Annotated in this window: 20 protein-coding genes, 1 tRNA gene and 1 other RNA gene; 16 read left to right on the top strand and 6 right to left on the bottom strand. The window is 71.8% G+C overall.

Annotation, left to right across the window (positions count from 1 at the left end; translation table 11 throughout):
• Positions 1–49 precede the first annotated feature (49 nt).
• Positions 50–673: a 3-hexulose-6-phosphate synthase gene (gene hxlA, locus GB932_RS09975; RefSeq protein WP_156760542.1), complete on the bottom strand. Its 624-nt coding sequence runs from the start codon at positions 671–673 to the stop codon at positions 50–52.
• A gap of 49 nt (positions 674–722) precedes the next feature.
• On the bottom strand, positions 723–1,301 hold the full coding sequence (gene hxlB, locus GB932_RS09970; RefSeq protein WP_156760541.1) for a 6-phospho-3-hexuloisomerase: 579 nt from the start codon (positions 1,299–1,301) through the stop codon (positions 723–725).
• Positions 1,302–1,400: 99 nt separating this feature from the next.
• Here hxlB and GB932_RS09965 point away from each other — a divergent pair, with 99 nt between their 5' ends.
• Complete coding sequence (locus GB932_RS09965) at positions 1,401–2,240, top strand: helix-turn-helix transcriptional regulator (RefSeq protein WP_156760540.1); 840 nt, start codon at positions 1,401–1,403, stop codon at positions 2,238–2,240.
• Between the two features lie 55 nt (positions 2,241–2,295).
• Here GB932_RS09965 and GB932_RS09960 read toward each other — a convergent pair.
• A tRNA-Ser gene (locus GB932_RS09960) sits at positions 2,296–2,383 on the bottom strand.
• A gap of 155 nt (positions 2,384–2,538) precedes the next feature.
• Between GB932_RS09960 and GB932_RS09955 the strand changes: the two genes are divergently transcribed.
• Positions 2,539–2,976 (top strand): hypothetical protein, encoded by a 438-nt coding sequence (locus GB932_RS09955; RefSeq protein WP_156760539.1) that lies wholly within the window; start codon positions 2,539–2,541, stop codon positions 2,974–2,976.
• Here the strand turns inward: GB932_RS09955 and GB932_RS09950 are convergent.
• The 3 genes from GB932_RS09950 to GB932_RS09940 are packed head-to-tail and all read right to left on the bottom strand — an operon-like array spanning position 2,969 to position 7,325.
• Entirely contained in the window at positions 2,969–5,227 is a 2,259-nt protein-coding gene (locus tag GB932_RS09950) for a transglutaminase TgpA family protein (RefSeq protein WP_156760538.1), read from the bottom strand. The two genes, GB932_RS09955 and GB932_RS09950, sit on opposite strands and share 8 nt — an antisense overlap.
• Positions 5,224–6,354 (bottom strand): DUF58 domain-containing protein, encoded by a 1,131-nt coding sequence (locus GB932_RS09945; protein WP_156760537.1) that lies wholly within the window; start codon positions 6,352–6,354, stop codon positions 5,224–5,226. The genes GB932_RS09950 and GB932_RS09945 overlap by 4 nt, the downstream gene beginning before the upstream one ends.
• Positions 6,351–7,325, bottom strand: coding sequence for an AAA family ATPase (locus GB932_RS09940; protein ID WP_156760536.1), 975 nt, complete (start codon positions 7,323–7,325; stop codon positions 6,351–6,353). Before GB932_RS09940 ends, GB932_RS09945 begins: the two co-directional genes overlap by 4 nt.
• A gap of 100 nt (positions 7,326–7,425) precedes the next feature.
• Here GB932_RS09940 and ffs point away from each other — a divergent pair.
• The 14 genes from ffs (at position 7,426) to galE (ending at position 25,206) form a co-directional block, all read left to right on the top strand.
• Positions 7,426–7,522: signal recognition particle sRNA small type (ffs, locus tag GB932_RS09935), an RNA gene on the top strand.
• A gap of 46 nt (positions 7,523–7,568) precedes the next feature.
• A complete protein-coding gene (pta, locus tag GB932_RS09930; protein ID WP_156760535.1) occupies positions 7,569–9,677 on the top strand; it encodes a phosphate acetyltransferase in 2,109 nt (702 codons plus the stop codon).
• 2 nt (positions 9,678–9,679) lie between these two features.
• On the top strand, positions 9,680–10,909 hold the full coding sequence (locus tag GB932_RS09925; RefSeq protein WP_156760534.1) for an acetate/propionate family kinase: 1,230 nt from the start codon (positions 9,680–9,682) through the stop codon (positions 10,907–10,909).
• 90 nt (positions 10,910–10,999) lie between these two features.
• Positions 11,000–11,749, top strand: coding sequence for an HAD family hydrolase (locus GB932_RS09920; protein WP_231916109.1), 750 nt, complete (start codon positions 11,000–11,002; stop codon positions 11,747–11,749).
• Positions 11,746–14,259 (top strand): glycoside hydrolase family 65 protein, encoded by a 2,514-nt coding sequence (locus tag GB932_RS09915; RefSeq protein ID WP_156760533.1) that lies wholly within the window; start codon positions 11,746–11,748, stop codon positions 14,257–14,259. The genes GB932_RS09920 and GB932_RS09915 overlap by 4 nt, the downstream gene beginning before the upstream one ends.
• 53 nt (positions 14,260–14,312) lie before the next feature.
• Positions 14,313–17,618 (top strand): DNA polymerase III subunit gamma and tau, encoded by a 3,306-nt coding sequence (locus tag GB932_RS09910; protein ID WP_156760532.1) that lies wholly within the window; start codon positions 14,313–14,315, stop codon positions 17,616–17,618.
• Between the two features lie 24 nt (positions 17,619–17,642).
• Entirely contained in the window at positions 17,643–18,236 is a 594-nt protein-coding gene (gene recR / locus GB932_RS09905; protein WP_156760531.1) for a recombination mediator RecR, read from the top strand.
• Between the two features lie 86 nt (positions 18,237–18,322).
• On the top strand, positions 18,323–19,627 hold the full coding sequence (locus GB932_RS09900) for an aspartate kinase (protein ID WP_156760530.1): 1,305 nt from the start codon (positions 18,323–18,325) through the stop codon (positions 19,625–19,627).
• Between the two features lie 2 nt (positions 19,628–19,629).
• Complete coding sequence (locus GB932_RS09895) at positions 19,630–20,136, top strand: GNAT family N-acetyltransferase (RefSeq protein WP_156760529.1); 507 nt, start codon at positions 19,630–19,632, stop codon at positions 20,134–20,136.
• Positions 20,137–20,190: 54 nt separating this feature from the next.
• Positions 20,191–20,649 (top strand): GNAT family N-acetyltransferase, encoded by a 459-nt coding sequence (locus tag GB932_RS09890; protein WP_156760528.1) that lies wholly within the window; start codon positions 20,191–20,193, stop codon positions 20,647–20,649.
• Positions 20,650–20,794: 145 nt separating this feature from the next.
• Positions 20,795–21,865 (top strand): aspartate-semialdehyde dehydrogenase, encoded by a 1,071-nt coding sequence (locus tag GB932_RS09885; protein ID WP_156760527.1) that lies wholly within the window; start codon positions 20,795–20,797, stop codon positions 21,863–21,865.
• Positions 21,866–21,965: 100 nt separating this feature from the next.
• On the top strand, positions 21,966–23,411 hold the full coding sequence (gene mqo / locus GB932_RS09880) for a malate dehydrogenase (quinone) (RefSeq protein WP_156760526.1): 1,446 nt from the start codon (positions 21,966–21,968) through the stop codon (positions 23,409–23,411).
• An 86-nt stretch (positions 23,412–23,497) separates the two neighbouring features.
• Complete coding sequence (locus GB932_RS09875) at positions 23,498–24,166, top strand: thymidine kinase (RefSeq protein WP_156760525.1); 669 nt, start codon at positions 23,498–23,500, stop codon at positions 24,164–24,166.
• 20 nt (positions 24,167–24,186) lie between these two features.
• Positions 24,187–25,206 carry a UDP-glucose 4-epimerase GalE gene (gene galE / locus GB932_RS09870; RefSeq protein ID WP_156760524.1) on the top strand — a complete coding sequence of 340 codons (1,020 nt, stop codon included), beginning with the start codon at positions 24,187–24,189 and terminating at the stop codon, positions 25,204–25,206.
• Positions 25,207–25,249: the final 43 nt, after the last annotated feature.

The raw sequence follows: 25,249 nt of genomic DNA, 5'->3' as shown, positions 1-25,249 counted from the left end.
AAGGATCCCCGCGCCCTCGTCGGGCGCGGGGATCCTTCTGAGCGGAGCGTCAGGCGAGAGCACCCCGCAGCGCCGCGGCGGCGCCCGACACATCGGGCGCACCGTAGATCGCGCCGCCGGCGACGGCGGTCTGCGCCCCGGACTCGCGCACGGCGGCGATCGACGACGCGTTCACGCCGCCCGCGACCGAGAACGGCACCCCCGATGCGCGACCGGCCGCGAGGAGCCCGTCGAGCGAGTAGCCCTCCTGGGCCTGCTCGTCGAGGCCCGCGTGCATCTCGACGAAGTCGGCGCCGAGCGCGACGACCTGCTGCGCCCGCGCGGCCTTGTCGGCGATGCCGATGAGGTCGACGACGACGCCCTTGCCGTGCTCCTTCGCCGCCTCGACGGCGCCGAGGATCGTGCTGTCGTCGGCCGCGCCGAGGACCGTGACGAGGTCGGCGCCGGCCGTGAACGCCATGTCGGCCTCGAGCGCGCCGGCATCCATCGTCTTCAGGTCGGCGAACACGACCTTGTCGGGGTGGGCCTCCTTCATCGCCGTGATCGCGGAAAGGCCCTCGCTCTTGATGAGGGGTGTGCCGAGCTCGAGGATGTCGACGTGCTCGGCGGCGGCCGCCGCGAGCTCGAGGGCCTTCTCGGTCGTCAGGGTGTCGATGGCGAACTGGATCTTCATGCTCCTGCTTTCTGTGGTGTCGCCGGCGCGGTGAGGGTGCCGGCGGAGGTCATTCGAGATTCGCGTGGCGGCGCCAGAGGTCGTCCGCCGAGGCGCCTCCCCGCTGCCAGAGTCCGTGGAAGAGCGCATCTCCGAGCAGGACGACCGTCTGCTCGAAGAGGCTGCCCGCGTACTGCGCCGAGGCGGATCCCGAGCGGTCGAGCTTGCCCGCGGCCGGCACGCGCACGACGATGTCGGCGAGTTCGGCGAGCGGCGAGGACGGGTCGGTCGTGATGGCGGCGATCGCCGCCCCCGCGTCGCGTGCGGTCGTCGCGGACCGGACGATGCCGCCCGTCGTGCCCGATCCGCTCGCGGCGAGGAGCAGATCCCCCGACGCGATCGCGGGCGTCGTCGTCTCGCCGACGACGTGCACGGCGAGGCCGAGGTGCATGAGGCGCATCGCCGTCATCCGCAGCGCGAGACCGGATCGCCCGGCGCCGAGGACGAAGACGCGGCGAGCCGACACGACGGAGTCCGCCAGTCGGGCGAAGGGCTCATCCTGAGAGGAGGCGATGTCGGCGAGGGTGCGGCCCACTTCGTCGGAGAGCCGGTCGACGGCCGCGGCGGCGGCGGTCTGCGTCGTGGTCATGGATCGATCCTGCAGGCGTCGGGGCCCGCACGCCCTCCGCCGGACGGATAGACCGACTAGCCGTTCGGTCAGTGCTCGCCGGACGGATAGGATGGCGCGATGACGAGACCCCCGGGTTCGAGATCGGCTCGTGTGCTCCTCTCGGAGCAGGCGCGGGCACTCGCGGAGCAGTCCGACCGGCACGCCGTCGTGCTCGAATCGATCCTCGCGCCGCTCAGATCCTCGCGCCTCGACGACCGCGCCGCGCGGCAGGCTGCCGTCGACGTCGCGGCCGCGGCCCTCGTCGACGTGCGCACCGCGGCCGATGTGCGTCGGCAGGACCTCCTCGAACCCGTCGTCGGGGCCTTCGAGCGGCTGAAGCGCGATCTGCGCCCGCTCGTGCGCTTCGGTCAGCTCGATGTGCAGTTCGTCGAGCCGCCGTCGAACGGGCGGGCCCTGCCGGGCGACGTGGCGCAGTCGGCGCGCGCGATTGTGCGCAGCGCCGTCCTGGCCTTCGTCGACGCGGCGGAGGCGCGGCGTGTGCGGATCCAATGGGACTGCGACGGGCTCCACCTCCTCATCGCGATCCGCGACGACGGACGCGGCGAGCTGCACGCCCACGACGACACCCTGCGGCCGATCGCCGAGCACGTGAGCGCGCTCGACGGACGGCTCGAGGTGGCCTCGACGCCCGGATGGGGAACCGATCTGTCCATCGCGATCCCGCTGGATCCCGCGCCGGCGGCGAGCCACGGCGACGAGCTGACGGATCTCACGGCACGCGAGCGAGACGTCCTGCATCACCTCGCCGCTGGCGCGCGCAACGACGAGATCGCGCGCGAGCTGAGGATCAGCGCACACACCGTCAAGTTCCACATCTCGAAGCTCCTGAAGCGCACGGGCGCACGCAACCGTGCAGAGCTCGCCGCGCTGTACGGCGCGGCGCCGGCAGCTCGATAGGGGGTGGGGACGACGGAATCCCCTGGTCGGAAATGCATCTGACCAGGGGATCCTGTGGCGGAGGATGGGGGATTTGAACCCCCGAGGGCTTGCACCCAACACGCGTTCCAAGCGTGCGCCATAGGCCGCTAGGCGAATCCTCCTCAGCCCGAAAACGGGCCTCGGACAATGTTACCCGTCTCGGTCCGCCTCGACCAATCGAGCGCGTGTCCAGGTGATCAGGAATCGAGAAGCGCCGGCGTCGCGGCACCCGTAGCGTGAGGGATGCACGATCCGGAACGACGACGGGAGCACCGACATGGCCGACACGAAGAGCGGGTTCAGCGACGACGAGCGCGCCGCGATGAAGCAGCGCGCCGAGGAGCTGCGATCGACGAAGGGGCTGAAGGGAGCGGCGAAGCTCGCCCGCGAACTCGAGGCGTGTGTGAAGGCGATCGACGGGCTCGACGGTGTCGACGGCGCCGTCGCGACGCGCCTGCACACGATCGTCTCCGAGGAGGCCCCCGAGCTCGCCCCGAAGACGTTCTACGGCTTCCCCGCGTATGCACGCGACGGCAAGGTCGTCGTGTTCTACCAGCCGGCGTCGAAGTTCGACACCCGTTACGGCACGGTCAACTTCGACGACACGGCGAATCTCGACGACGGAGAGATGTGGCCGACATCGTTCGCGGTCATCGAGATGACCGACGCGGCCGAGGAGCGGATCCGCGAGCTCGTGCGCCGCGCCGTCAGCTGACGATGTCGTCGGTCCTCGCCCGCGCCCAGAGGGAGCGCGGCGCGAGGAACCGACGCGCGCGGTCGCCTGCGGCCTCAGCCCGGAGCGCGCGCGCGACCGCCCGCAGCGGCGTCGCGAGGTCGGCAGGCGTGTCGGGATCCGGCGAGAACGCCCAGTGCTCGACGGCGGCGACGATGCGATCCACGTCGGGCTCCGCGGCGCCGAGCGCGACGAGCCGCGCCCCGAGCGCGCGCGGCGTCTCCGCGGCGTGCAGGTCGAGCCGGGCGTCGAAGGCGATGGCGGTGAGCTCGCGCCACGCCGCGAGCACATCGCCGCGGCGGGCTGCGCTCAGCCGTCGCACGCGCAGCGCATGGCGGAGCATCGCCGGCACGAGCAGCAGGAGCCCGGCGGCGAGCACGATTCCCACGACGGCGAGCCAGGCGGATCCGGCGCCGCGGTCGGATGACGATCCCGTCGCCTGCTCGTCGTCCGCCGCGATCGTCGGCGTCGCGGTGGGTGCCGCCGACTCCTCCGGTTCCTCGCTCGGCTCCGCGGTCGCCTCCGGCGAGGCGGTCGGATCCGCGGCGTCGACCACGATCCCCTGCGCCTGCGCGACGCCGGGGGTCGGGTCGAAGCGGGTCCACCCGATGCCGACGAGGTACACCTCGGGCCACGCGTGCAGGCGATCGGCGGCGACGGAGTAGACGTCCATGTCGTCCACGCGGCTGCCGTCCGCCGCGCCGGGCAGGAAGCCGACGACGATGCGCGTCGGGAGCCCCAGCGCGCGCGCCATCAGCGCATAGGCCGACGCGAAGTGCACGCAGTAGCCCTCGCGCACCTCGAGGAACTGCTCGACGGCCGTGACGTCGCTGCCGTCGAAGTCCTGCTCGACGGGGGTCTCGAGCGAGTAGGCGAACTCGGATCCGCGCAGCCACTCCTGCAGCGCGAGCGCCGCGGCGTAGGGTGTCGGGGCATCGCCCGCGGCCGAGCGGGCCGCACTGCCGATCGCCCCGTTGGCGACGGCGCCGCTGACCTCGAGGGCGGCCGGTGGCACGGTGTCGAAGACGGTCATCTCCCGGGTCGCCGTGTCGACGCGGAAGCGTCCGCCATCGCCGTCGGCGACCCACGGCGAGGCGTCGAGCTGGTCGCGCGTCGGCGCCGCGGGCGCAGTGTCGACGCGGTAGGTCTCGCCCTCGGCCGACGCCGACGTCGACCGCACGGTGCGGCTCTCGAGGAGCGCGTTCCACTCGCCCGCGGCGCCGGCGACCGCGACCGCGTCGTCGGGCACAGGTAGGAACTCGGCGTCGAGGGCGACGTCGCCGATCCACGTGCGCTCGCTCCGCGTCTCGACCTCGCCCACGACGCCTGAGAAGAGCACCTCCTCGAAGCCCCGGCGGAGCGGGCGGATCCCGCCCGCATCGAGCTCCCAGCCGTCCGCGCCGAATCGCGTGTGGGTCGCGAGCCGCAGATACGGCGCGGCCCCGGCGGTCGTGCGCACGCGCAGCATCTCCGCGTTCGACGCGTTGCGCAGGTCGTCGCCGAGGTCGATCGACACGTCGACGTTCGTCGGCCGTGAGAGCAGCCCCGAATCGGCGCTCGGGAGGACGGGCAGGCGCGGCGCCACGACGATCGCCCCGAGCACGGCGACGAGCGCGACGGCGACCGTGGCGGCGCCGGTGCGCGGGGGCACGCGCCGACAGCGCGACCGAGATGATCGCGCCGTCGCCACGAGCGCGAGGAGCGCGAGGGCGAACGGCACGGCGAGCAGGAGGTGGTCGTCGCGAGGGACGGCGAGCTGCGGGGTGATGAACACCGCGATGAGGGGGACCAGCGCGATCACGGGCAGACGCGCCGCGACGGCGACCTGGTCGACGACCACCGCGAGGAGCGCGATCGCGGAGATCAGCGCGAAGGCGAGCGGTGCGCCGACCTGCACCGGGGCGACCCCCGTGACGATCTGATCCCCCGCGGACGCCACGACGGCCGGCAGCCCCCACTCGGAGCCCCACGGCAGCAGGCCGCCGACCGTGGGGCCGGGGAAGGCGAGCGCCGTCGCGAGGATCCACGCGATGAGCTCGGCGGCGAGCGCGAAGCCGCGATGGACCCGCCGGGCGATGTGGCCGGCTGCGACCACGAGGATCGCCGCCGCGCTCGCGGGGAGGAACCACGGGGGTGCGAGCAGGGTCGTGAGGGGGAGGGCCGCCGTCACGATCGCGGCGGCGACGGCGAAGGGCGCGGCGGCGCGCGGGCGCGCGGGCGCGGATCCCCTCATCGCGCGCCTCCCTCGATCGCGTCGGCCCAGGATCCGGCGATGTCGTCGCGCAGGGCGGCGGCGTGCCAGCCGCGCGTCGCGCCAGATGCCCCCGGATCCTCCGACGACAGCAGCACGTGCGGCGCCGGCGATGCGACCGGCGTGACGGCGCGCCCGACCGCGACGACGACGCCGGCCTGGACGGTCGACGAGGCCCCCGCCTCACCCTGACCGCGGGGTTCGAGGCTCGCGCAGATCGCGAGGAACGCATCGAAGGACGCGCGGCCATCGACGGTGGCGAGGAGCGATCCGTCGGCGGCCTCGACGTCGATGACGAACCCGTCGGACAGCAGCCGCGCCACGACGGAGGCGCAGGCGCTCACGCCCGTGTCGAACGCGGCCTCGTCGCGCCAGGCGTCCGGCGACAGGTCGAGCAGCACGATCGCGGTCGGCGTCGACTCGCGCTCCTCCTCGCGCACCATGAGGTCGCCGTGATGCGCGGAGGCGCGCCAATGGACGCGGCGCATCGAGTCGCCCGCGGCGTAGGGACGGGGGATGAGGTTGTCGTGGCCCTGCCCGCTTCGCTCGATCTGCGCGGCCTCGTCGCCCCCATCGAGCCCGGTGGCGCGCAGGGGAGCGAGGGGCACGACGGGCGGCACCGCGACGACCTCGTCGAGGCCCCCGATGTCGCGGAGGCGGCGCACGACGCGGAACGGCGAGACGAGGCTCGCCCGCAGGGGGCCGACCCGGTGCACGCCGCGCCGCGCGGCCGTCACCGTGCAGGTGACGGTCCTGTCGTCATCGGATGGGGCCTCCGCGCGGGCGAGGCCGGGCGAGGTGAGATCCTCGCACGCGTCGACGAAGGCGGTGCCGCCGTGCAGCGTCGTCGTCACGGCGAGCGGCTCGCCGACCGCGACGATCTCCTCGTGCAGCACCCGCGCGACGGACGAGGGAGGGGGCACGACCATCAGCACGATCGCGCCGAGCACGACGACGCCCCACAGCACGACGCCGAGGTACGTCAGTTCGACGCGGTCGAGCGCGGCGCCCCCGAGGAGCAGCGCGGCGCCGAGGGCGAGCAGGGCGAATCCGCGGCCGGTGGGGACGAGCCGGCCGCGCGCGGGTCTTCCGGCCCGGGCGCTCGTCACCGACCCGCCACGGGGACCGCGACCGACTGGACGATCTGGTCGATGATGCGCGGCACGGGATCCGCCGAGCGCCGGCCCGCGGCGGCGTGGCGCGTGGGGATCAGGCGGTGCCCGAACACCGAGCGGGCCAGGCCGGAGATGTCGTCGGGGATGACGAACTCGCGGCCCTGCAGCGCCGCCCACGCCTTCGAGGCGCGCACGAGCTGCAGCGTCGCGCGCGGGCTCGCGCCGAGGCGCAGATCGGGGTGCTCACGCGTGGCCCGTGCGAGCGAGACGGCGTACTGCTCCATGACGGGCGCGACGTGCACGCGATGGGCGAAGTCGATGAGCTGCGCCACGCCGTCGAGCGTGACGACGGGGCGCACCTCGAGGAGCGGGTTGCGGGTGTCGCGCTGGCGCAGCATGAGCGCCTCCGCCTCGGCGTCGGGGTAGCCCATCGACATGCGCATCATGAACCGGTCGAGCTGGGCCTCGGGAAGCGCGTACGTGCCGTCCATCTCGAGCGGGTTCTGCGTCGCGATGACGAGGAACGGGGCGGGGAGCGGGTGTGAGCGGCCGTCGACCGACACCTGGCGCTCCTCCATCGCCTCGAGGAGCGCCGACTGGGTCTTGGGGGAGGAGCGGTTGATCTCGTCGGCGATGACGACGTTCGCGAACACCGCGCCCGGCGTGAACTCGAACTCGCGGTTCGCGGGGCTGTACACCGATACGCCCGTGACGTCGCCCGGCAGCAGATCCGGTGTGAACTGGATCCGCCGCACGTCCGCGTCGATCGACGCCGCGAGCGCACGGGCCAGCATGGTCTTGCCGACGCCCGGAACGTCCTCCACGAGCAGGTGTCCCTCGGCCAGCAGCACGACGAGCGCGGAGCGGATCGCGTGCTCCTTGCCGTCGATCACGTGACGGACGGTGTCCGCGATCCGATTCGTCGTCTCGCGGAACTCCTCGGGCGTCATCGTCGTGTCTGGCATGTCCACTCTCGGTCGGCGGTCTCGATCTGGGGTCAGCCTAACGACGTCGTGTGACACCCGAGCCCGTGACCGAGCACTCCGTCATCGCTGATAGACTCGAGTCAGCTCTCCGCGTGACGGCATCCAGGCCAACTCCCCCAGGACGGAAACGTAGCAAGGGTAACCGGGCTCTGCCGGGTACGCGGAGAGTCTTTTCTTTCTCCGGGCATGCCCTTCTCCCCGCACGCCGGTAGGTTGTGACACGTGGCGAGAAGCATCTACATCACGTCCGCAGAGGGCCATTCGGGGAAGTCGACCATCGCGCTCGGCGTTCTCGATTCGCTGAGCCGCGTCACGCCGAGGGTCGGGGTGTTCCGCCCGATCGCGCGCTCGACGAACGAGCGCGACTACGTCCTCGAGATGCTGCTCGATCACGACGGCGTCGACCTGCCGTATGACGACTGCGTGGGCGTGACCTACGACGACGTCCGCGCGGATCCCGAGGGCGCCCTCGCCGAGATCGTCGCGCGGTACAAGCGCGTCGAGGGCCGCTGCGACGCGGTCGTCGTCCTCGGCAGCGACTACACCGACGTCGGCAGCCCCGCCGAGCTCGCCTACAACGCGCGCATCGCCGCGAACCTCGGGACCCCCGTCCTGCTCGTCCTCGGCGGGCGCCAGCAGCACGGCCAGGTCGAGGCCCTCGGATCCCAGATGCCGCGCTCGCCGCAGCAGATGGGGCAGATCGCGTCGCTCGCCGTCGCGGAGCTCGTGCGCGCCCGCGCCGAGATCGCGGCGACGATCGTCAACCGCGCCGACGGCGAACGCGCGGCGGACATCGCCTCGGCGGTGCGGGAGCACACGCCGTCGAGCCCCGTCTGGGCGCTGCCGGAGGACCGCCTGCTCGTCGCCCCCACGATGGGCGACATCCTGCGCGCGGTCGACGGCGAGCTCGTCAAGGGCGAGGAGGAGCTGCTCGGGCGCGAGGCGCTCGGCGTGACGGTCGCCGCGATGTCGATGGTGAACGTGCTGCCGCGGCTCAGCGAGGGCGACGTCGTCATCATCCCCGCGGATCGCGGCGACGCGCTCCTCGCGACGCTGACCGCCAACAGCTCGGGCACGTTCCCGTCGCTCGCCGGGATCGTGCTCAACGGCGACTTCGAGATCCCCGAGGTGATGCAGCGACTCATCGAGGGGCTCGCGTCGCGGATCCCCATCATCCGCGCGCCGGGCGACACCTACGACACGGCCGTGCGGGTCATGAGCACGCGCGGGCGCCTCGCGGCGTCGAGCGCGCAGCGCTACGCCCGCGCCCTGAGCCTGTTCGACCAGAACGTCGACATCGACGAGCTCACCCGCGTGCTCGGCGTGGCGCGCGCGACCGTCGTCACGCCGCTCATGTTCCAGTACCAGCTGCTCGAGCGGGCGCGGTCCGACCGCCGCCGAATCGTGCTGCCCGAGGGCGACGACGACCGGATCCTGCGCGCCGCGGCGATCCTGCTCGAGCGCGGCGTCGCGGATCTGACGATCCTCGGCGAACCGTTCGAGGTGCGGGCGCGCGCGATCGAGCTCGGCCTCGACATCGGCGCGGCCGAGGTGCTCAGTCCGTTCGATCCCGTGCACGTCGACCGTTTCGCGACGGAGTACGCGAAGCTGCGCGCCCACAAGGGCATGACGTATGAGAAGGCCGCCGACCTCGTCACCGATGTGTCGTACTTCGGCACGATGATGGTGCACCTGGGTGAGGCGGACGGGATGGTCTCGGGCGCGGCGCACACGACGGCGCACACGATCCGCCCCTCGTTCGAGGTCATCAAGACGCGGCCCGGCGTCTCGGTCGTCTCGAGCGTGTTCCTCATGGCGCTCGCCGACCGCGTGCTGGTCTACGGAGACTGCGCCGTGATCCCGGATCCCACGAGCGAGCAGCTCGCCGACATCGCCGTCTCGTCGGCCGCGACCGCGCGGCGGTTCGCGATCGAGCCGCGCGTGGCGATGCTGTCGTATTCGACGGGGGAGTCGGGCTCGGGCGCTGAGGTCGAGAAGGTGCGCGAGGCGACGGCCCTCGCCCGCGAGCGCGCGCCCGAGCTGCCGATCGAGGGGCCGATCCAGTACGACGCCGCGGCCGATGCGGCCGTCGCGCGCGCGAAGATGCCCGAGTCGGCCGTGGCCGGCCGCGCGACCGTCTTCGTGTTCCCCGACCTGAACACGGGCAACAACACCTATAAGGCCGTGCAGCGCTCGGCGGGCGCGGTCGCGATCGGTCCGGTGCTGCAGGGGCTGAACAAGCCGATCAACGACCTGTCTCGCGGGGCGCTCGTCGACGACATCGTGAACACGGTCGCGATCACCGCGATCCAGGCGCAGGCAGAGGGGTGACCATGTCGGTCGTGCTCGTCGTCAACAGCGGCTCGTCGTCGTTCAAGTACCAGCTCATCGATATGGCCGGAGAGCGGGTGCTCGCCTCGGGGCTCGTCGAGCGCATCGGCGAGCCGCAGGGGCGCGCGCGGCACACGGTGCACGTGCACGCGGATCCGGGGGAGCCGACGCCGGCCGTCGAGAGCGCGACGAGCGAGATCGGGCGGCGGATCCCCGACCACACCGCCGGGTTCCAGGCGATGCTCGACGCGTTCGCCGCGCACGGCCCGTCGCTGGAGGCGCACCCGCCCACCGCGGTCGGGCACCGCGTCGTCCACGGCGGCGCCCGGTTCTTCGCGGCGACGCCGATCGACGACCTCGTCGAGACGGGCATCGACGAGCTGTCGGTCCTCGCGCCGCTGCACAATCCCGGCGCGCTGCAGGGGATCCGCGCCGCCCGCCGATCGTTCGCCGACATCGAGCACGTCGCGGTCTTCGACACGGCCTTCCACCAGTCCATGCCGCCGGAGGCATACACCTACGCGCTCGATCGCGACCTCGCCGAGCGGCACCGGATCCGCCGCTACGGCTTCCACGGCACGAGCCACAAGTTCGTGAGCGAGGCGGCCGCGGCGCACGTCGGCCGGCCGCTCGGCGAGCTGCGCCAGATCGTGTTCCACCTCGGCAACGGGGCGTCGGTCACGGCCATCGACGGCGGGCGGTCCATCGACACGTCGATGGGCTTCACACCGCTCGAGGGCCTCGTGATGGGGACCCGCACGGGCGACCTCGACCCCGCGATCCTCCTGCACCTCCAGCGGCGCGCGGGGCTCGGCGTCGACGACCTCGACCGCGTGCTCAACAAGGAGAGCGGCCTCGTCGGCCTCGCGGGCGCGAACGACATGCGCGACCTCGTCTCGCGCCGCGCCGAGGGGGACGAGCGGGCGCGCCTCGCGCTCGACGTGTACCTGCACCGGCTGCGCTCCTACGCGGGCGCCTACATGGCGCAGCTCGGCGGCGTCGACGTCATCAGCTTCACGGCCGGAGTCGGCGAGAACACGCCGCTCGTGCGCGCGGGAGCGCTCGACCGCCTCGGGTTCGCGGGCGTGCGGGTCGACCCCGAGCGGAATGAGGGCGCGCCGCGCGGCGAGATCGTCCGCATCTCGTCCGATGACTCCGACGTGACGGTGCTCGTCGTGCCGACCGACGAGGAGATCGAGATCGCGCGCCAGACCCTCGCGGCCTGTTCCTGACGCCGCTCCGCCCGCGTCATGAGCCGGTAACCCGCACGCACCTATGCTGGCCGGAGCACCCCACCCCTCGCACCTGATCGGAGACCTCCCGTGACCGACGGCATCGCCCCCACTGCGCCGCGTCTCGACGGACTCGACGCCGTGCTGTTCGACCTCGACGGCGTGCTCACGCCGACCGCTGAGGTGCACATGCACGCGTGGCAGACCGTGTTCGACGAGCTCTTCGACGACTGGGGCATCGCGCCTCCGTATACGGACCGCGACTACTTCGAGCACGTCGACGGCAAGAAGCGGTACGACGGGGTCGCGGGCGTGCTGCGCAGCCGCGATGTCGAGATCGCGTGGGGCGAGCCCGCCGACGACCCGTCGGAGCCGACCGTCTGCGGCATCGGCAATCGCAAGAACACGGCCTTCCTGCGCGTGCTGGACCGGGACGGCATCGCTCCGTATCCGGGATCCCTCGCGCTCGTGGAGGCGCTCGAGAGGGCGGGCACGCCCGTGGCGATCGTGTCGAGCTCGAAGAACGCGGTCCCCGTGCTCGAGGCGGCGGGGATCCGCGAGCGCTTCCCCGTGATCGTCGATGGGATCGTGGCCGAGGAACGGAATCTCCCCTCGAAACCCGCCCCCGATGTGTTCCTCGAGGGCGCGCGGCGGCTCGGAGCGGATCCCTCCCGCTGCGCCGTCATCGAGGACGCGCTCGCCGGTGTCGCCTCCGGCGTCGCCGGCGGCTTCGGGCTCGTCGTCGGCGTCGACCGCGGCGTCGGATCCGACGCCCTCGTCGACGTCGGCGCGCACCTCATCGTGACCGACCTCGCCGACCTCCTGGAGACCACCGCATGATCGACCGCGAGCGCTTCCCGATCGACCCGTGGCGCCTCGTCGAGACGCGCTTCGATGAGGACGACCTCGGGGTGACCGAGACCGTCTTCGCGACGGGCAACGGCTTCATCGGCATGCGCGCCGACTACCCGGAGGGTCGGCACGCGCACGAGCACGGCACGTACATCAACGGCTTCCACGAGACGTGGCCGATCCAGCACGCGGAGAGCGCGTACGGCTTCGCGGAGGTCGGGCAGACGATCGTCAACGTCCCCGACGCGAAGATCATGCGGGTCTACGTCGACGACGAGCCGATGTCGATCGACCTCGCGGAGATGACGGAGTACGAGCGCAGCCTCGACTTCCGCGACGCCTCGCAGAACCGCCGGATCCGCTGGGTGACGCCATCTGGCAAGGAGGTGCTGCTCGAGTCGAGCCGCCTCATCTCGTTCGCCGACCGGCACCTCGCCGTGCTGCAGATGAAGGTGACGGTGCTCAACGCCGACGCGCCCGTCGTCATCAACTGCCAGATCATCAACCGGCAGGACGGCGAGGACGTCTACGGCGGGCGCCCCGCGGCCGCGCGGAAGACGAGCGGGAAGCCGGATCCGCGCAAGGCCGAGCGGATCGCCGAGCGCGTCCTCGTCCCGCAGGAGTACTGGCAGGTCGGCAACCGCTCGACTCTCTCGTACCGCACGGCCTCGAGCGGGATGACGCTCGCTGTCGTGGCTGATCACACGATCGAGACCGAGAATCCCTACGAGTCGCGCGGTCTCATCGAGCCGGACATCGCCAAGAACGTCTTCCGCGTCGAGGCGAAGGCGGGCGTCCCCGTCACCGTGACGAAGTACGTGAGCTATCACACCTCGCGCGGCGTGCCCGCCGCCGAGCTCATCGACCGCGGGCGGCGCACGCTCGACCGCTCGACGTCGACGAGCGCCGACGAGCACCGGGCCCGCCAGCGCGCCTGGCTCGACGACTTCTGGGACCGCTCCGATGTGAGGATCGCGGGCCATGACAGCCTGCAGCAGGCGACACGGTGGGGGCTCCTCCAGGTCGCGATGGCGTCGGCGCGCGCCGACGGCTGGGGCGTGCCCGCGAAGGGCATGACGGGCTCGGGGTACAGCGGGCACTACTTCTGGGACACCGATGTGTACGTGCTGCCCTTCCTCGACTACACGTCGCCGCTGTGGGCGCGCAACGCCCTGCGGATGCGCGCGGGGATGCTCCCGGCGGCCAGGCGCCGCGCCGCGCAGATGAGCGAGGGCGGCGCCCTCATCCCGTGGCGCACGATCAACGGCGAGGAGGCCTCGGCGTACTACGCGGCCGGGACCGCGCAGTACCACATCAACGCCGACGTCGCCTATGCGCTCGTGAAGTACGTGCTCGCGACCGACGACATCGCATTCATGGCGAAGGAGGGCGTGGACCTCCTCGTCGAGACGGCGCGCCTGTGGAGCACGCTCGGGTTCTGGCGGGAGACGTCGTTCCACATCCACGGCGTGACGGGGCCGGACGAGTACACGACCGTCGTGAACGACAATCTCTTCACGAACGTCATGGCGCGGTTCAACCTGCGCGCCGCCGCCCAGGTCGTGCGGGATATGGCCGAGCGCGCGCCGATCGAGTACCGCGCGATGGTCGACAGGCTGGGGCTGAGCTCCGATGAGCCCGAACGCTGGGAGCGCCAGGGGCACGCGATGCACATCCCGTACAGCGAGGAGGCGGGGATCCACCCGCAGGATGCGCTGTTCCTCGAGCGGGAGCTGTGGGATCTCGAGAACACGCCCGTGTCGCAGCGGCCGCTGCTGCTGCACTTCCACCCGCTCGTGATCTACCGCTTCCAGGTGCTCAAGCAGGCCGATGTCGTGCTCGCGGAGTTCCTGCAGGGCAGCTACTTCTCGCAGGAGGAGAAGCTCGCCGACTTCGAGTACTACGACCCCCTGACGACGGGCGATTCGACGCTGTCGGGCGTCGCACAGGCTGTCATGGCGGCAGAGGTCGGCTACCAGGATCTGGCGCTCGAGTACTTCGAGCACTCGCTGTTCGTCGATCTGGCAGACCTGCACGGCAACGCGTCCGATGGCGTGCACATCGCGGCGGCGGGCGGCGCGTGGATGGCGCTCGTGTGCGGATTCGCCGGGATGCGCGACTACGGCGGCGTGCTGACCTTCGACCCTCGTCTTCCCGTCGAGTGGCCCGAGCTCGCCTTCCCTCTCACCTGGCACGGCACGCGCCTCGACATCACGCTGCACCGCGAGGAGCTCATCGTGGCGGTGCGGCCGGGCGGCGACGTCGACGAGGTGCCCTTCGGGGTGCGCGGCGAGTCGTTCACGGCGCGCGCGGGGGAGCGCGTGGTCGTTCCCCTCGCCGACCAGGGGCCGGTGAAGCCGGGGCGGCCGGCGATGCGGCGCGGAGAGCGCGACGACGGCACCCGGCCGGGCGCGATCGTGCCGCCGTCGACGGACGTGCTCGCCATCATCGCGGAGGAGGTCGACGCGGGCGCGGTTCTCCAGGACATCGACGAGTAGGCGGATCCCGGGCGGGCCGGTCGTTTGTCAGTGGTCCGCCGTAGGCTGGGGTGGTGAGCACAGCCCTGTATCGCCGCTACCGGCCCGAGACCTTCTCCGAGATGATCGGGCAGTCCCAGGTGACCGAACCGCTCATGACGGCCCTGCGCTCGGATCGCATCGGCCACGCCTACCTCTTCTCGGGGCCCCGTGGCTGCGGCAAGACGACTTCGGCGCGCATCCTCGCACGCTGCCTGAACTGCGCCGAGGGACCGACCGACACCCCGTGCGGCACCTGCGACAGCTGCGTCGAGCTGTCCCGCGCGGGCGGCGGCTCGCTCGATGTCGTCGAGATCGACGCGGCGAGCCACAACGGCGTCGACGACGCGCGCGACCTGCGCGAGCGTGCGATCTTCGCCCCTGCCCGAGATCGATTCAAGATCTTCATCCTCGACGAGGCGCACATGGTCACGGCGCAGGGCTTCAACGCGCTCCTGAAGCTCGTCGAAGAGCCGCCGGCGCACGTCAAGTTCATCTTCGCGACGACCGAGCCCGACAAGGTCATCGGCACGATCCGTTCGCGCACGCACCACTATCCGTTCCGCCTCGTGCCGCCGGCCGCGATGCTCGAGTACATCGAGCAGCTGTGCGCGCAGGAGGGCACCCAGCCAGATGCGGGGGTCCTGCCCCTCGTCGTGCGCGCGGGCGCGGGGTCGCCGCGCGACACCCTGTCGATCCTCGACCAGCTCATCGCCGGATCCGAGGGCACCACCGTCGGGTACGAGCGGGCCGTCGCGCTGCTCGGCTACACGCATGCCGCGCTCCTCGACGAGGTCGTCGACGCCTTCGCGGGCGGCGATGCGGCGACGGCGTTCGCGGCCGTCGATCGCGTCGTCCAGACGGGACAGGATCCGCGGCGCTTCGTCGACGACCTCCTCGAGCGCCTGCGCGACCTCATCGTCATCGCCGCGACGGGAGACCAGGCGTCCTCCGTGCTCCGGGGCCTTCCGTCCGACGAACTCGAGCGCATGCAGGGCCAGGCGCAGTGCTACGGCGCCGCGCGGCTGTCGCGCACCGCCGACGTCGTGAGCGGCGCGCTCGACCAGATGACGGGCGCGACGTCGCCGCGACTGCAGCTCGAGCTGATGATCGCGCGCGTGCTCACAGAAGACGGCGCCGCCGGGTCGGCCGCGTCGGCGGCTCCCGCCCCTGCGCCCGCGGCGGCGTCGACCACGGGGCCCCCTATCGCGTCGCCCGCGGCCGGCCAGTCCGCGCCGCCCACGGCGCCGCCTGTCGCGGCTTCCCCTCTCGCGTCGCCGACCGCCGAACCCGGCACGTCTCCCGCGGGGCCACCTGCCGCGACGCCGCACGGGGCACCTGCCGCCGATCCCACTGGCGTCGAGACCGCCCCGCCCACGGCCGCGCCTCGCGCGGCCGACCCGGACGGGGCGTCGACGGGCGGTTCCCAGACGCCTGCTGCGGCGCCCGCCGCCTCTCCGGCCGTGCCCTCCGGGGATCCTGCCGTGTCGGCCGCACCGGACGGCGCGCCGACCGCGTCTCCGGCTGCGCCCGCCGCCTCTCCGGCCGGGTCTCCGGCTGCTCCGGGCGCGCCTGCCGCCGCTCCGACTGCGCCCGCCGCATCGCCGACCGCGGCATCTGCGGCACCGCCGACCGCGTCTCCCGCGGAATCTCGGACTGCACGGCCGACGGCGGATCCCGCCGTCGCGTCGGACGCCCGAGCGGACGGTGCCCCGTCGGCAGGTGATGCTCCGATCTCGGGCACCGTCGTGTCCCCCGGCGAGCGAGACGCCCGGGGTGTCGGGGCGCCGTCCGACCTTCCGGTCGTCGCGCCCGCCGGCCCGCCGGAGTCCGACGACGTCCCCGCCGCGGCATGGGCGGTCGTCGCGCCCGGCCAGGGCGCCGCACGGCCCGCCGACGCGCCGCCGATCGACGACGAGCCCCCTGCCGACGACGAGCCGCCCGTCGACGATGTCGCCGGGGCGCAGGCGGAGGCGCGCCCGCGCCCCGCTGGCGCTCCCGCCGAGCACGGCGCAACCGCGTCGACGGGTGCTCCTCCGGAGGGATCCGCGCGGTCGGATGCGGCGAACGCCGGCGCGTCGAGCGACGAGCTGACCCTCGACGGGCTGCGGGCCGCGTGGCCCGGTGTGCTCGCGGCGATCGAGCGCACGAACCGCGCGTCGTGGCTCGTGCTGCAGTCGGCCGCGCCCGCGCACGTCGCGGGCGACGTCGTCGGGCTCGCCTTCACGAACCCGTCCGACCTCGGTCAGTTCAAGACACGCGCGCCGGACGGGTCGGGCGTGAGCGAGGATCTTCGCGCCGCGATCATCGAGACCCTCGGAAGCCGCGTGAAGTTCCTTGCGAAGCACATCCCGAGCGGACCGGACTCACCAGGCGGCCCGCCGCCCGCGCCCGGTGGTGGGCCGTCCGGTCCGGTGGCGGGCGGCGACTCGTCCGGTCCCGCGCCCGGTGGTGGGCCGACCGGTCCCGCGGTCGGCGGCGGTTCATCGGCACCGGCTGACAGCGGCGGCCAGCGCGGGTCCACGCCGGGAGGTGCGCCTTCCGCACAGCGCGGCGACGGTGGCGCCTCGAGCGCGCCGTCGGCGCCATCCGATCCCGGCACCGACACGGGCCTCGAGGCGGGCTCCCGCACAGACGGATCCGGGCCTGCCGGTCACGACGAGCGCGCCGCGGACACACCCGCGACGGCCCCGGTCGCGTCCGCATCGTCCGCACCATCGTCGTCGCCCGCGCAGGGGACATCGGCCTCTGCCGGTGCCCACGTGTCGAATGACCCGCCTCCTCCCGAGGGCTCCGCGAGCCAGACGCCTGCCCCGGCGGCAGGTGCCCGGTCCGACGCGGGGAGCGAAGCGCGGCCGGCCTCGTCGGCACCCGCATCGCCCGCGGCTGCGGATGCGCCCGAACCGGCCGCCGCCGCGCCCGCATCAACGGCGCCCGCCGACCAGGCGCGCCCCGCGACGAGCGGGTACGCGGCGGCGCCCGCCGCGGGATGGGCCGTCGCGCCCATCCCGAACGCCGATGCCGCGCCGCCCGCGGCCGCGGCGCCCCCGCCCTTCGCCGGGCCGGCCACGCTGGCCGTCGACGCGGATCCGGGCGAGGCGCTGTCCGGCGGTGCGCCGACGTCGCCGCGCGACGGCGACGTGATCGACGACGTGCCGCCCGAGCTCGACGACGAATACCCGCCGGACGAGCCGGCGGCCGCTCCGACCCCCACCGTGCAGGCGCGCCAGGTGCGCCTCGACGAGGGGGTGCAGCGCTACGGCGAGGCCGTCGTGCGGCAGAAGCTCGGCGCGCGCTTCCTCCACGAAGAGGAGTACACCCCTCCCACACGGTTCCAGTAGCGGATCCCTCGAGAAAGATCACCGATGTACGACGGAATCGTCCAGGAACTGATCGATGAGCTGGGGCGCCTGCCCGGCGTCGGCCCCAAGTCGGCGCAGCGCATCGCGTTCCACATCCTGCAGACCCCCGCGTTCGACGTATCGCGGCTGTCCGAGCTGCTGCGGGATGTGCGCGAGCGGGTCAGGTTCTGTGAGCGCTGCGGCAACGTCTCCGAGAGCGAGCTCTGCGCCGTCTGTCGCGACCCGCGCCGCAATCAGGCGATCATCTGCGTCGTCGAGGACGCCAAGGACGTCGCGGCGATCGAGCGCACGCGCGAGTTCAGCGGCCTGTACCACGTGCTCGGCGGCGCGATCAGCCCGATCGCCGGCATCGGGCCCGACGATCTGCGGATCCGCCAGCTCATGACGCGCCTCGCCGACGCGACGGTGCAGGAGGTCATCCTCGCCACCAACCCGAACCTCGAGGGCGAGGCGACCTCCGCCTACCTCAACCGCCTGCTGAGCGACATGGACATCGCCGTCACGCGGCTCGCGTCCGGCCTCCCCGTCGGCGGCGACCTCGAGTACGCCGACGAGATCACCCTCGGCCGCGCTTTCGAGGGGCGCCGCTCGGCGTAACCCGATTCTCGTCCCCGCCCACCGTCGCTCTAAGCTGGTGCGGTGGGCGGATCGCGCCCCTCGCAGCATCACCCGGGAGCACCACAGTGGCATTGATCGTGCAGAAGTTCGGCGGATCCAGCGTCGCGGATGCCGAGAGCATCAAGCGCGTCGCGAAGCGGATCGTCGACACTCGCCGCGCGGGCAATGACGTCGTCGTCGCCGTCAGCGCGATGGGCGACACGACCGACGAGCTGCTCGACCTCGCCCGCGCCGTCGCGCCCAGCCCGGCACCGCGCGAGCTCGACATGCTGCTCTCGAGCGGCGAACGCATCTCGATGGCGCTCCTCGCAATGACGATCCACTCGCTCGGCTGCGAGGCGCGCTCCTTCACGGGCAGCCAGGCCGGCATGATCACGACCGCCGACCACGGATCCGCGCGCATCGTGGACGTGACCCCCGTCCGCCTCCGCGAGGCGCTCGACGACGGCGCGATCGTCATCGTCGCCGGCTTCCAGGGCTTCAACCGCGACACCCGCGACATCACGACGCTCGGCCGCGGCGGATCCGACACCACCGCGGTCGCGCTCGCCGCGGCGCTCGACGCCGACGTCTGCGAGATCTACAGCGACGTCGATGGGATCTTCACCTGCGACCCGCGCGTCGTGCCGCTCGCGAGGAAGCTCGACGTCGTCTCCGCCGAGGAGATGCTCGAGCTCGCCGCCAACGGCGCGAAGGTGCTCTACATCCGCGCGGTCGAGTACGCCCGCCGGCACAACGTACTCATCCACGCACGCTCCACGTTCACGTCGAACGAGGGCACATACGTTCTCGGCGAGGGCATGGCAGACCCTCGCCTCGCCAAGGGAGAAGACATGTCCGACGTCATCGGCAAGGAGGAGCCCGTCGTCGCCGGCGTGGCCATCGACCGCAGTCAGGCGAAGATCACGGTCGTCGGAGTCCCCGACGTGCCCGGATCCGCGGCCGCGATCTTCACGCGCGTCTCCAAGAGCGGCGCGAACATCGACATGATCGTCCAGAACGTGCAGTCGGCGAGCCCCGGGCACACCGACATCTCGTTCACGCTCCCGAAGGAGCAGGCGCCCGACGTCGCGAAGCAGCTGAAGGCCGAACAGGACGAGCTGGGCTTCCAGAGCCTCGTGCACGACGACCAGATCGGCAAGCTCTCCGTCGTCGGCGCGGGCATGCGCTCGCACTCCGGCGTCTCGCTCACGCTGTTCGACGCGCTCAGCAGCAACGGCATCAACATCGAGATGATCTCGACCAGCGAGATCCGCGTCTCGGTCGTGCTGCGCGACACCGACCTCGACAAGGCAGCGCGCGCGGTGCACACGGCCTATGGCCTCGACGGCGACGTCGAAGCGACGGTCTACGCCGGCACCGGCCGCTGACGATGCTCGCAGAGCTCGCGCTCCCCACCGAGCTCGCCTCCCGCGCGGGGGCGTTCACGCTGCGGGCCGCACGGGACGGCGACCTCGACGCACTGATCGCCCTGATCGCGAACGACCCGGTCAGCGCCGCCCGCGGCGACGTCGGATCCAGCGAGGACCGCGACGACTATGCGCGCGCCCTCGGCGAGATCGGCGCCGATCCGCGCAACACGCAGCTCGTCGCCGAGCTCGGCGGCGAGGTGATCGCGACGATGCAGCTGACCGTGCTGCCGGGCCTCGCGCGGCAGGGTGCGTCCAGGCTCCAGGTCGAGACCGTGCGGGTGCGAGACGACCTCCGCTCGGAGGGCATCGGCGCGGCGCTCATGCGCTGGGCGTCGGACGTGGCCGCACCTGCGCTCGGCGCGCGCCTCATCCAACTGACCTCGGACGCCGCCCGCACCGACGCGCACCGCTTCTACGAACGCCTCGGCTACGCCCCCTCGCACATCGGCTTCAAGCTCTCCGTCTGACCGGGCGCCCCTGCGCATCCGGGCACGCGGAGAACGGACGCATAGGCTCGCGGAATGACCACCGATCTCGTCATCCGCCCCGTGGAGCCCGCCGACCTCGACGCGTGGGGCGCGCTGTTCCGCGGATACCGAGACTTCTACCGACTCGAGCACGACGAGCGCGTGATCGAGGCCGTGTGGGCGTGGCTGATGGATCCGCGGCACGAGCTGCAGGGCCGTCTCGCGGTGCGAGCCGGCCGCCCCATCGCTCTCGCCCACTGGCGGCGCTTCGCCCGCCCGTCGCGCGGCGGCACCGCGATCTTCCTCGACGACCTGTTCACAGCCTCCGACGAGCGCGGCGCGGGCACCGGATCCGCGCTGATCGCCGATCTCCAGCGGATCGCCGCGGACGAGGGGCTGATGGAGGTGCGCTGGATCACGTCGGAGACGAACCTCGACGCGCAGCGCCTGTACGACCGCGTCGCCGACCGGGTGCCGTTCCTGACCTATATCGCCCCGCCGGCGGCGACCTAGAAGAACGACGACGCCGAAAAGCCGGGCTCGCGCGTTCGTGACGTGCCGTTGCGGCGGCGAGGCGCGCGCTTTCGCTCCCCGGTAGACTTCTCGGAATCCTGCGCACGGTGATCCGTGCAACCCCGACACACCCCGAGGAATCCTCATGGCTCGCATCGCAGAATCCGGAGTCTCGCTCGCCGTCGTCGGCGCCACCGGCCAGGTCGGCGGCAAGATGCTCGAGATCCTCGAGCAGCGCGACTTCCCGATTCGCGAGCTGCGCCTGTTCGCGTCGCCTCGGTCCGCGGGGAAGGCACTGAGCTACCGAGGCACGGACGTCGTGGTCGAGGACGTCAACAGCGACGATCTCGGCGGGATCGACATCGCGCTGTTCTCCGCGGGGGCGACAGCCTCGAAGGAGCACGCCCCTCGCTTCGCGGCCGCCGGCGCCACAGTCGTCGACAACTCGAGCGGCTGGCGGGTGGATCCCGAGGTCCCCCTCGTCGTCAGCGAGGTCAACCCGCACGCGATCGACGAGGCCGTCAAGGGCATCATCGCGAACCCGAACTGCACGACGATGGCCGCGATGCCCGTGCTGAAGGTCCTTGACGCGGAGGCGGGGCTGGAACGCCTCGTCGTCTCGACGTACCAGGCCGTGTCCGGCTCGGGCCTCGGCGGTGTCGAGGAGCTGCGCGGACAGGTCGAACAGGTCGTCTCCCAGGGAGACCTCTCGCGTCTCGTGCACGACGGATCCGCGGTCGACTTCCCGGCGCCCGAGAAGTACGTCGCGCCGATCGCCTTCGACGTGCTCCCGCTCGCGGGCAGCATCGTCGAGGACGGCCTCGGCGAGACCGACGAGGAGAAGAAGCTCCGCAACGAGAGTCGCAAGATCCTCGAGCTTCCCGAGCTGCGCGTCTCGGGCACCTGCGTGCGCGTCCCGGTCTTCACCGGCCACTCGCTCACGATCAACGCCGAGTTCCGCGACGACATCACGCCCGAGCGCGCCCGTGAGATCCTCGCCGACGCCCCCGGCGTGGCGCTCGCCGACGTCCCCACGCCGCTCGAGGCGGCTGGCAAGGATCCGAGCTTCGTCGGCCGCATCCGCGCCGACCAGGCCGCGCCCGAGGGCAAGGGCCTCGCGCTGTTCGTCTCGAACGACAACCTGCGCAAGGGCGCCGCGCTCAACACGGTGCAGATCGCGGAGCTCGTCGCGGCGAAGGTCGGCCAGCCCGCCTGAACCCGGGCCGCCGCGGGCATGACATCGCCGCAAGAACGGCGGTTCTTGCGGTGCGCGCGCGGTACGGGGCACCCAGGCGCCGAGAGTAGGGTGGAGGATCGTGAGCGAATCCGTAGATGTCGTGCTCATCGGCGGCGGAGTGATGTCCGCCACGCTGGGCACACTCCTCAAAGAACTTCAGCCCGACTGGAAGATCGTCGTCTTCGAGCGCCTCGGCGACGTCGCGCAGGAGAGTTCGAACCCGTGGAACAACGCCGGCACCGGCCACTCCGCGCTGTGCGAGCTCAACTACATGCCGAACGCCGACGACCCGTCGAAGGCGATCGCCATCAACGAGCAGTTCCAGGTGAGCCGCCAGCTCTGGTCGTCGCTGATCGACCGCGGGATCCTCGATGAGGCGAGCACGTTCATCAACGCCACCCCCCACATGACGTTCGTGACAGGTGAGAAGGACGTCGCGTACCTGCGCCAGCGCTACGAGACGCTCCGCAAGGAGCCGCTGTTCGCCGGCATCGAGTACAGCGAGGACTCGCGCGTCATCCACCAGTGGGCGCCCCTGCTCATGAAGAAGCGCCGCAAGGGCGAGCCGTTCGCCGCGACGCGCGTGCCCGCGGGAACCGACGTCGACTTCGGCGCGATCACCCACCAGCTCTTCGACCATCTCACGGAGAACGGCGCCGAGATGCGCCTGAATCACGAGGTGAAGAAGCTCACGAAGAAGAACGACGGATCGTGGGACATCCGCTATCGCAACCGCGTGGGCGGCGCGCCGGGCAGCATGAACGCGCGGTTCGTGTTCGTCGGCGCCGGCGGCTGGGCGATCAAGCTGCTGCAGAGCGCGAAGATCCCTGAGATCAAGGGTTACGGCGTCTTCCCGATCGGCGGACAGTTCCTCAAGACCTCCGACCCCGCCATCGTGAAGCAGCACCAGGCCAAGGTCTACTCGCAGGCAGCCGTCGGCGCGCCGCCGATGTCGGTGCCGCACCTCGACACGCGCATGGTCGACGGCGAGGGATCCCTCATGTTCGGCCCCTTCGCGACGTTCAGCCCCAAGTTCCTCAAGACGGGGAGCTGGTTCGACATCGTGCAGCAGGTGCGGTTCTCCAACATCCTGTCGATGCTGAAGGTCGGCGCCACCAACCTGTCGCTCGTGAAGTACCTCGTGGGCGAGCTGATGAAGAGCCGAGCGCGGAAGGTCGACAGCCTCCGAGACTTCATGCCGACCGCCGACGGTGCCGATTGGGAGCTCATCCAGGCAGGCCAGCGCGCCCAGGTCATGAAGGGCGGCAAGCTGCAGTTCGGCACCGAGGTCGTCTCGTCGACCGACGGCACGATCGCCGGCCTGCTCGGCGCCTCGCCCGGAGCGTCGACGACCGTGTCGATCATGATCGACCTGCTCTCGAGGTGCTTCCCCGAGCGCATCGGCGGGTGGGAGCGCACACTGCGTGAGCTGATCCCCACTCTCGGCACCTCGCTCAACGACGATCCGGAGCGCGCCGCCGAGGTCACCGGCACCTCCGCCGACAAGCTCGGCGTGCTCGCCTAGGAGCGGAAGCCTCCTCGCGCGCCCCGGCTCGACGCTCGTCGGCCGGGGCGTGCGGCATCTCACCCTGCGCCGACTACGCTGTTGCGGTGGCCAAACTGTACTTCCGCTACGGGGCGATGAACTCCGGCAAATCGACCGCCCTGCTGCAGGCGGCGTACAACTACGAGGAGCGCGGTCAGGCCGTCCTGCTCGCGAAGCCGGTCATCGACACGAAGGGCGCCGACGAGATCGAGTCGCGCCTCGGCGTCACCCGCCCCGTCGACTTCCTCATCGCGCCCGACGATGATGTGCGCGAGCTGGTCGCGCGCGAACGGGCGCGCGTGCGGGACGCGGGGGAGCACGCGCTTTTCGCCGGCGACCGCGCGAGCGACGTGGCGTGCCTCCTCATCGACGAGGCGCAGTTCCTCGCCCGGCCGCAGGTCGACGACCTGTTCCGCATCGCGGTCGAAGACGGGATCCCCGTCATGGCATACGGGATCCGCACCGACTTCCAGACCGAGGCGTTCCCTGGATCCCGCCGCCTGCTCGAGGTGGCGCACTCGCTCGAGGAGCTCAAGACGATCTGCCGCTGCGGGCGCAAGGCCATGTTCAACGGCCGGAAGATCGGCGGCGAGTTCGTCTTCGACGGCGACCAGGTTGCGATCGACGCGGCGACGGCGGCCGTGCGCGACGAGCACTTCGTGACCTACGAGTCGTTGTGCGGCGCGTGCTACCTCGACGAGTCGGGCGGCGCACTGGGGCCGTCGCGGGTGTGACGCCCCGCTAGGGTGGAGCCATGCGCGTTCTTCTCGCCGGCGGAGCCGGATATGTCGGAACCCACACTGCGATCTCCCTCATCGAGGCTGGGCACGAGCCCGTGCTGCTCGACGACCTCTCGAACACGAGCCGCGTCGTCACGAGCCGCATCGCCGAGATCACGGGCACCGAGATCCCGCTCGTCGTCGGCGATGCCGCAGACGACGAGATCATCGAGGGCGCGTTCGACGCGCACGGCCCGTTCGACGCGATCATCCACTTCGCCGCGCTGAAGGCCGTCGGCGAGTCGGTCGAGAAGCCGCTGTCGTACTACGCGAACAACCTCGACACGACCTATGCGCTGCTGCGCGTGGGGCTCGCGAAGGGGATCCGCTCGTTCGTGTTCTCGTCGACGGGGACGGTCTACTCGGATCCCGCTGATCTTCCGTTCACGGAGGAGGCGACCCGCAACCTCGTCGAGCTGTCGAACCCGTATTCGAAGTCGAAGCTCATGAACGAGACGGTCCTCACCGACGTGCAGGCGGCGAACCCCGAGGTCAACGTCACGCTGCTGCGCTACTTCAATCCGGTCGGCGCGCACGCGTCGGGCCTCGTGGGCGAGGACCCGAAGGGCATCCCGAACAACCTCATGCCGTTCGTCGCCCGCGTCGCGGTCGGCTCGCTTCCCGAGATCGGCATCTTCGGCGACGACTACGACACCCCCGACGGCACGGGCCAGCGCGACTACATCCACGTCGTCGACCTCGCCGAGGGCCACGTGAAGGCCCTCGAGAAGGCCGAGCCGGGCCTCGTGTCGTACAACCTCGGCACGGGCAACCCCGTGAGCGTGCGCGAGCTGATCGCGTCGTTCGAGAAGGCCGCGGGCACCGAGCTGCCGAAGTCGGTGAAGCCGCGCCGCGCCGGTGACCTCGCCGCGACCTACTGCACGCCCGCGAAGGCCGAGCGCGAGCTCGAGTGGAAGGCGACGCGCACGATCGACGACATGACGCGCGACGTCTGGAACTGGCAGCAGAAGAACCCCGGCGGCTACGAGGGCTGAATCCCGCCGTCGCCGCACACGCCCGTCTCCCAGCACAACGCAG

Source organism: Microbacterium karelineae, from assembly GCF_009745985.1.
Classification (GTDB): domain Bacteria; phylum Actinomycetota; class Actinomycetes; order Actinomycetales; family Microbacteriaceae; genus Microbacterium; species Microbacterium karelineae.
Note: the sequence above shows the minus strand (reverse complement) of the source record. Positions and strands in the feature narration are given on the sequence as shown.

Bases quoted from the DNA above. Each gene is read 5' to 3' on its own strand.
- hxlB (WP_156760541.1), bottom strand. From the start codon at position 1,301: ATGACCACGACGCAGACCGCCGCCGCCGCGGCCGTCGACCGGCTCTCC.
- GB932_RS09940 (WP_156760536.1), bottom strand. From the start codon at position 7,325: ATGCCAGACACGACGATGACGCCCGAGGAGTTCCGCGAGACGACGAAT.
- GB932_RS09885 (WP_156760527.1), top strand. From the start codon at position 20,795: ATGGCTCGCATCGCAGAATCCGGAGTCTCGCTCGCCGTCGTCGGCGCC.
- galE (WP_156760524.1), top strand. From the start codon at position 24,187: ATGCGCGTTCTTCTCGCCGGCGGAGCCGGATATGTCGGAACCCACACT.
- GB932_RS09890 (WP_156760528.1), top strand. From the start codon at position 20,191: ATGACCACCGATCTCGTCATCCGCCCCGTGGAGCCCGCCGACCTCGAC.
- GB932_RS09925 (WP_156760534.1), top strand. From the start codon at position 9,680: ATGTCGGTCGTGCTCGTCGTCAACAGCGGCTCGTCGTCGTTCAAGTAC.
- GB932_RS09955 (WP_156760539.1), top strand. From the start codon at position 2,539: ATGGCCGACACGAAGAGCGGGTTCAGCGACGACGAGCGCGCCGCGATG.
- GB932_RS09895 (WP_156760529.1), top strand. From the start codon at position 19,630: ATGCTCGCAGAGCTCGCGCTCCCCACCGAGCTCGCCTCCCGCGCGGGG.
- hxlA (WP_156760542.1), bottom strand. From the start codon at position 673: ATGAAGATCCAGTTCGCCATCGACACCCTGACGACCGAGAAGGCCCTC.
- GB932_RS09915 (WP_156760533.1), top strand. From the start codon at position 11,746: ATGATCGACCGCGAGCGCTTCCCGATCGACCCGTGGCGCCTCGTCGAG.
- recR (WP_156760531.1), top strand. From the start codon at position 17,643: ATGTACGACGGAATCGTCCAGGAACTGATCGATGAGCTGGGGCGCCTG.
- GB932_RS09950 (WP_156760538.1), bottom strand. From the start codon at position 5,227: ATGAGGGGATCCGCGCCCGCGCGCCCGCGCGCCGCCGCGCCCTTCGCC.
- GB932_RS09965 (WP_156760540.1), top strand. From the start codon at position 1,401: ATGACGAGACCCCCGGGTTCGAGATCGGCTCGTGTGCTCCTCTCGGAG.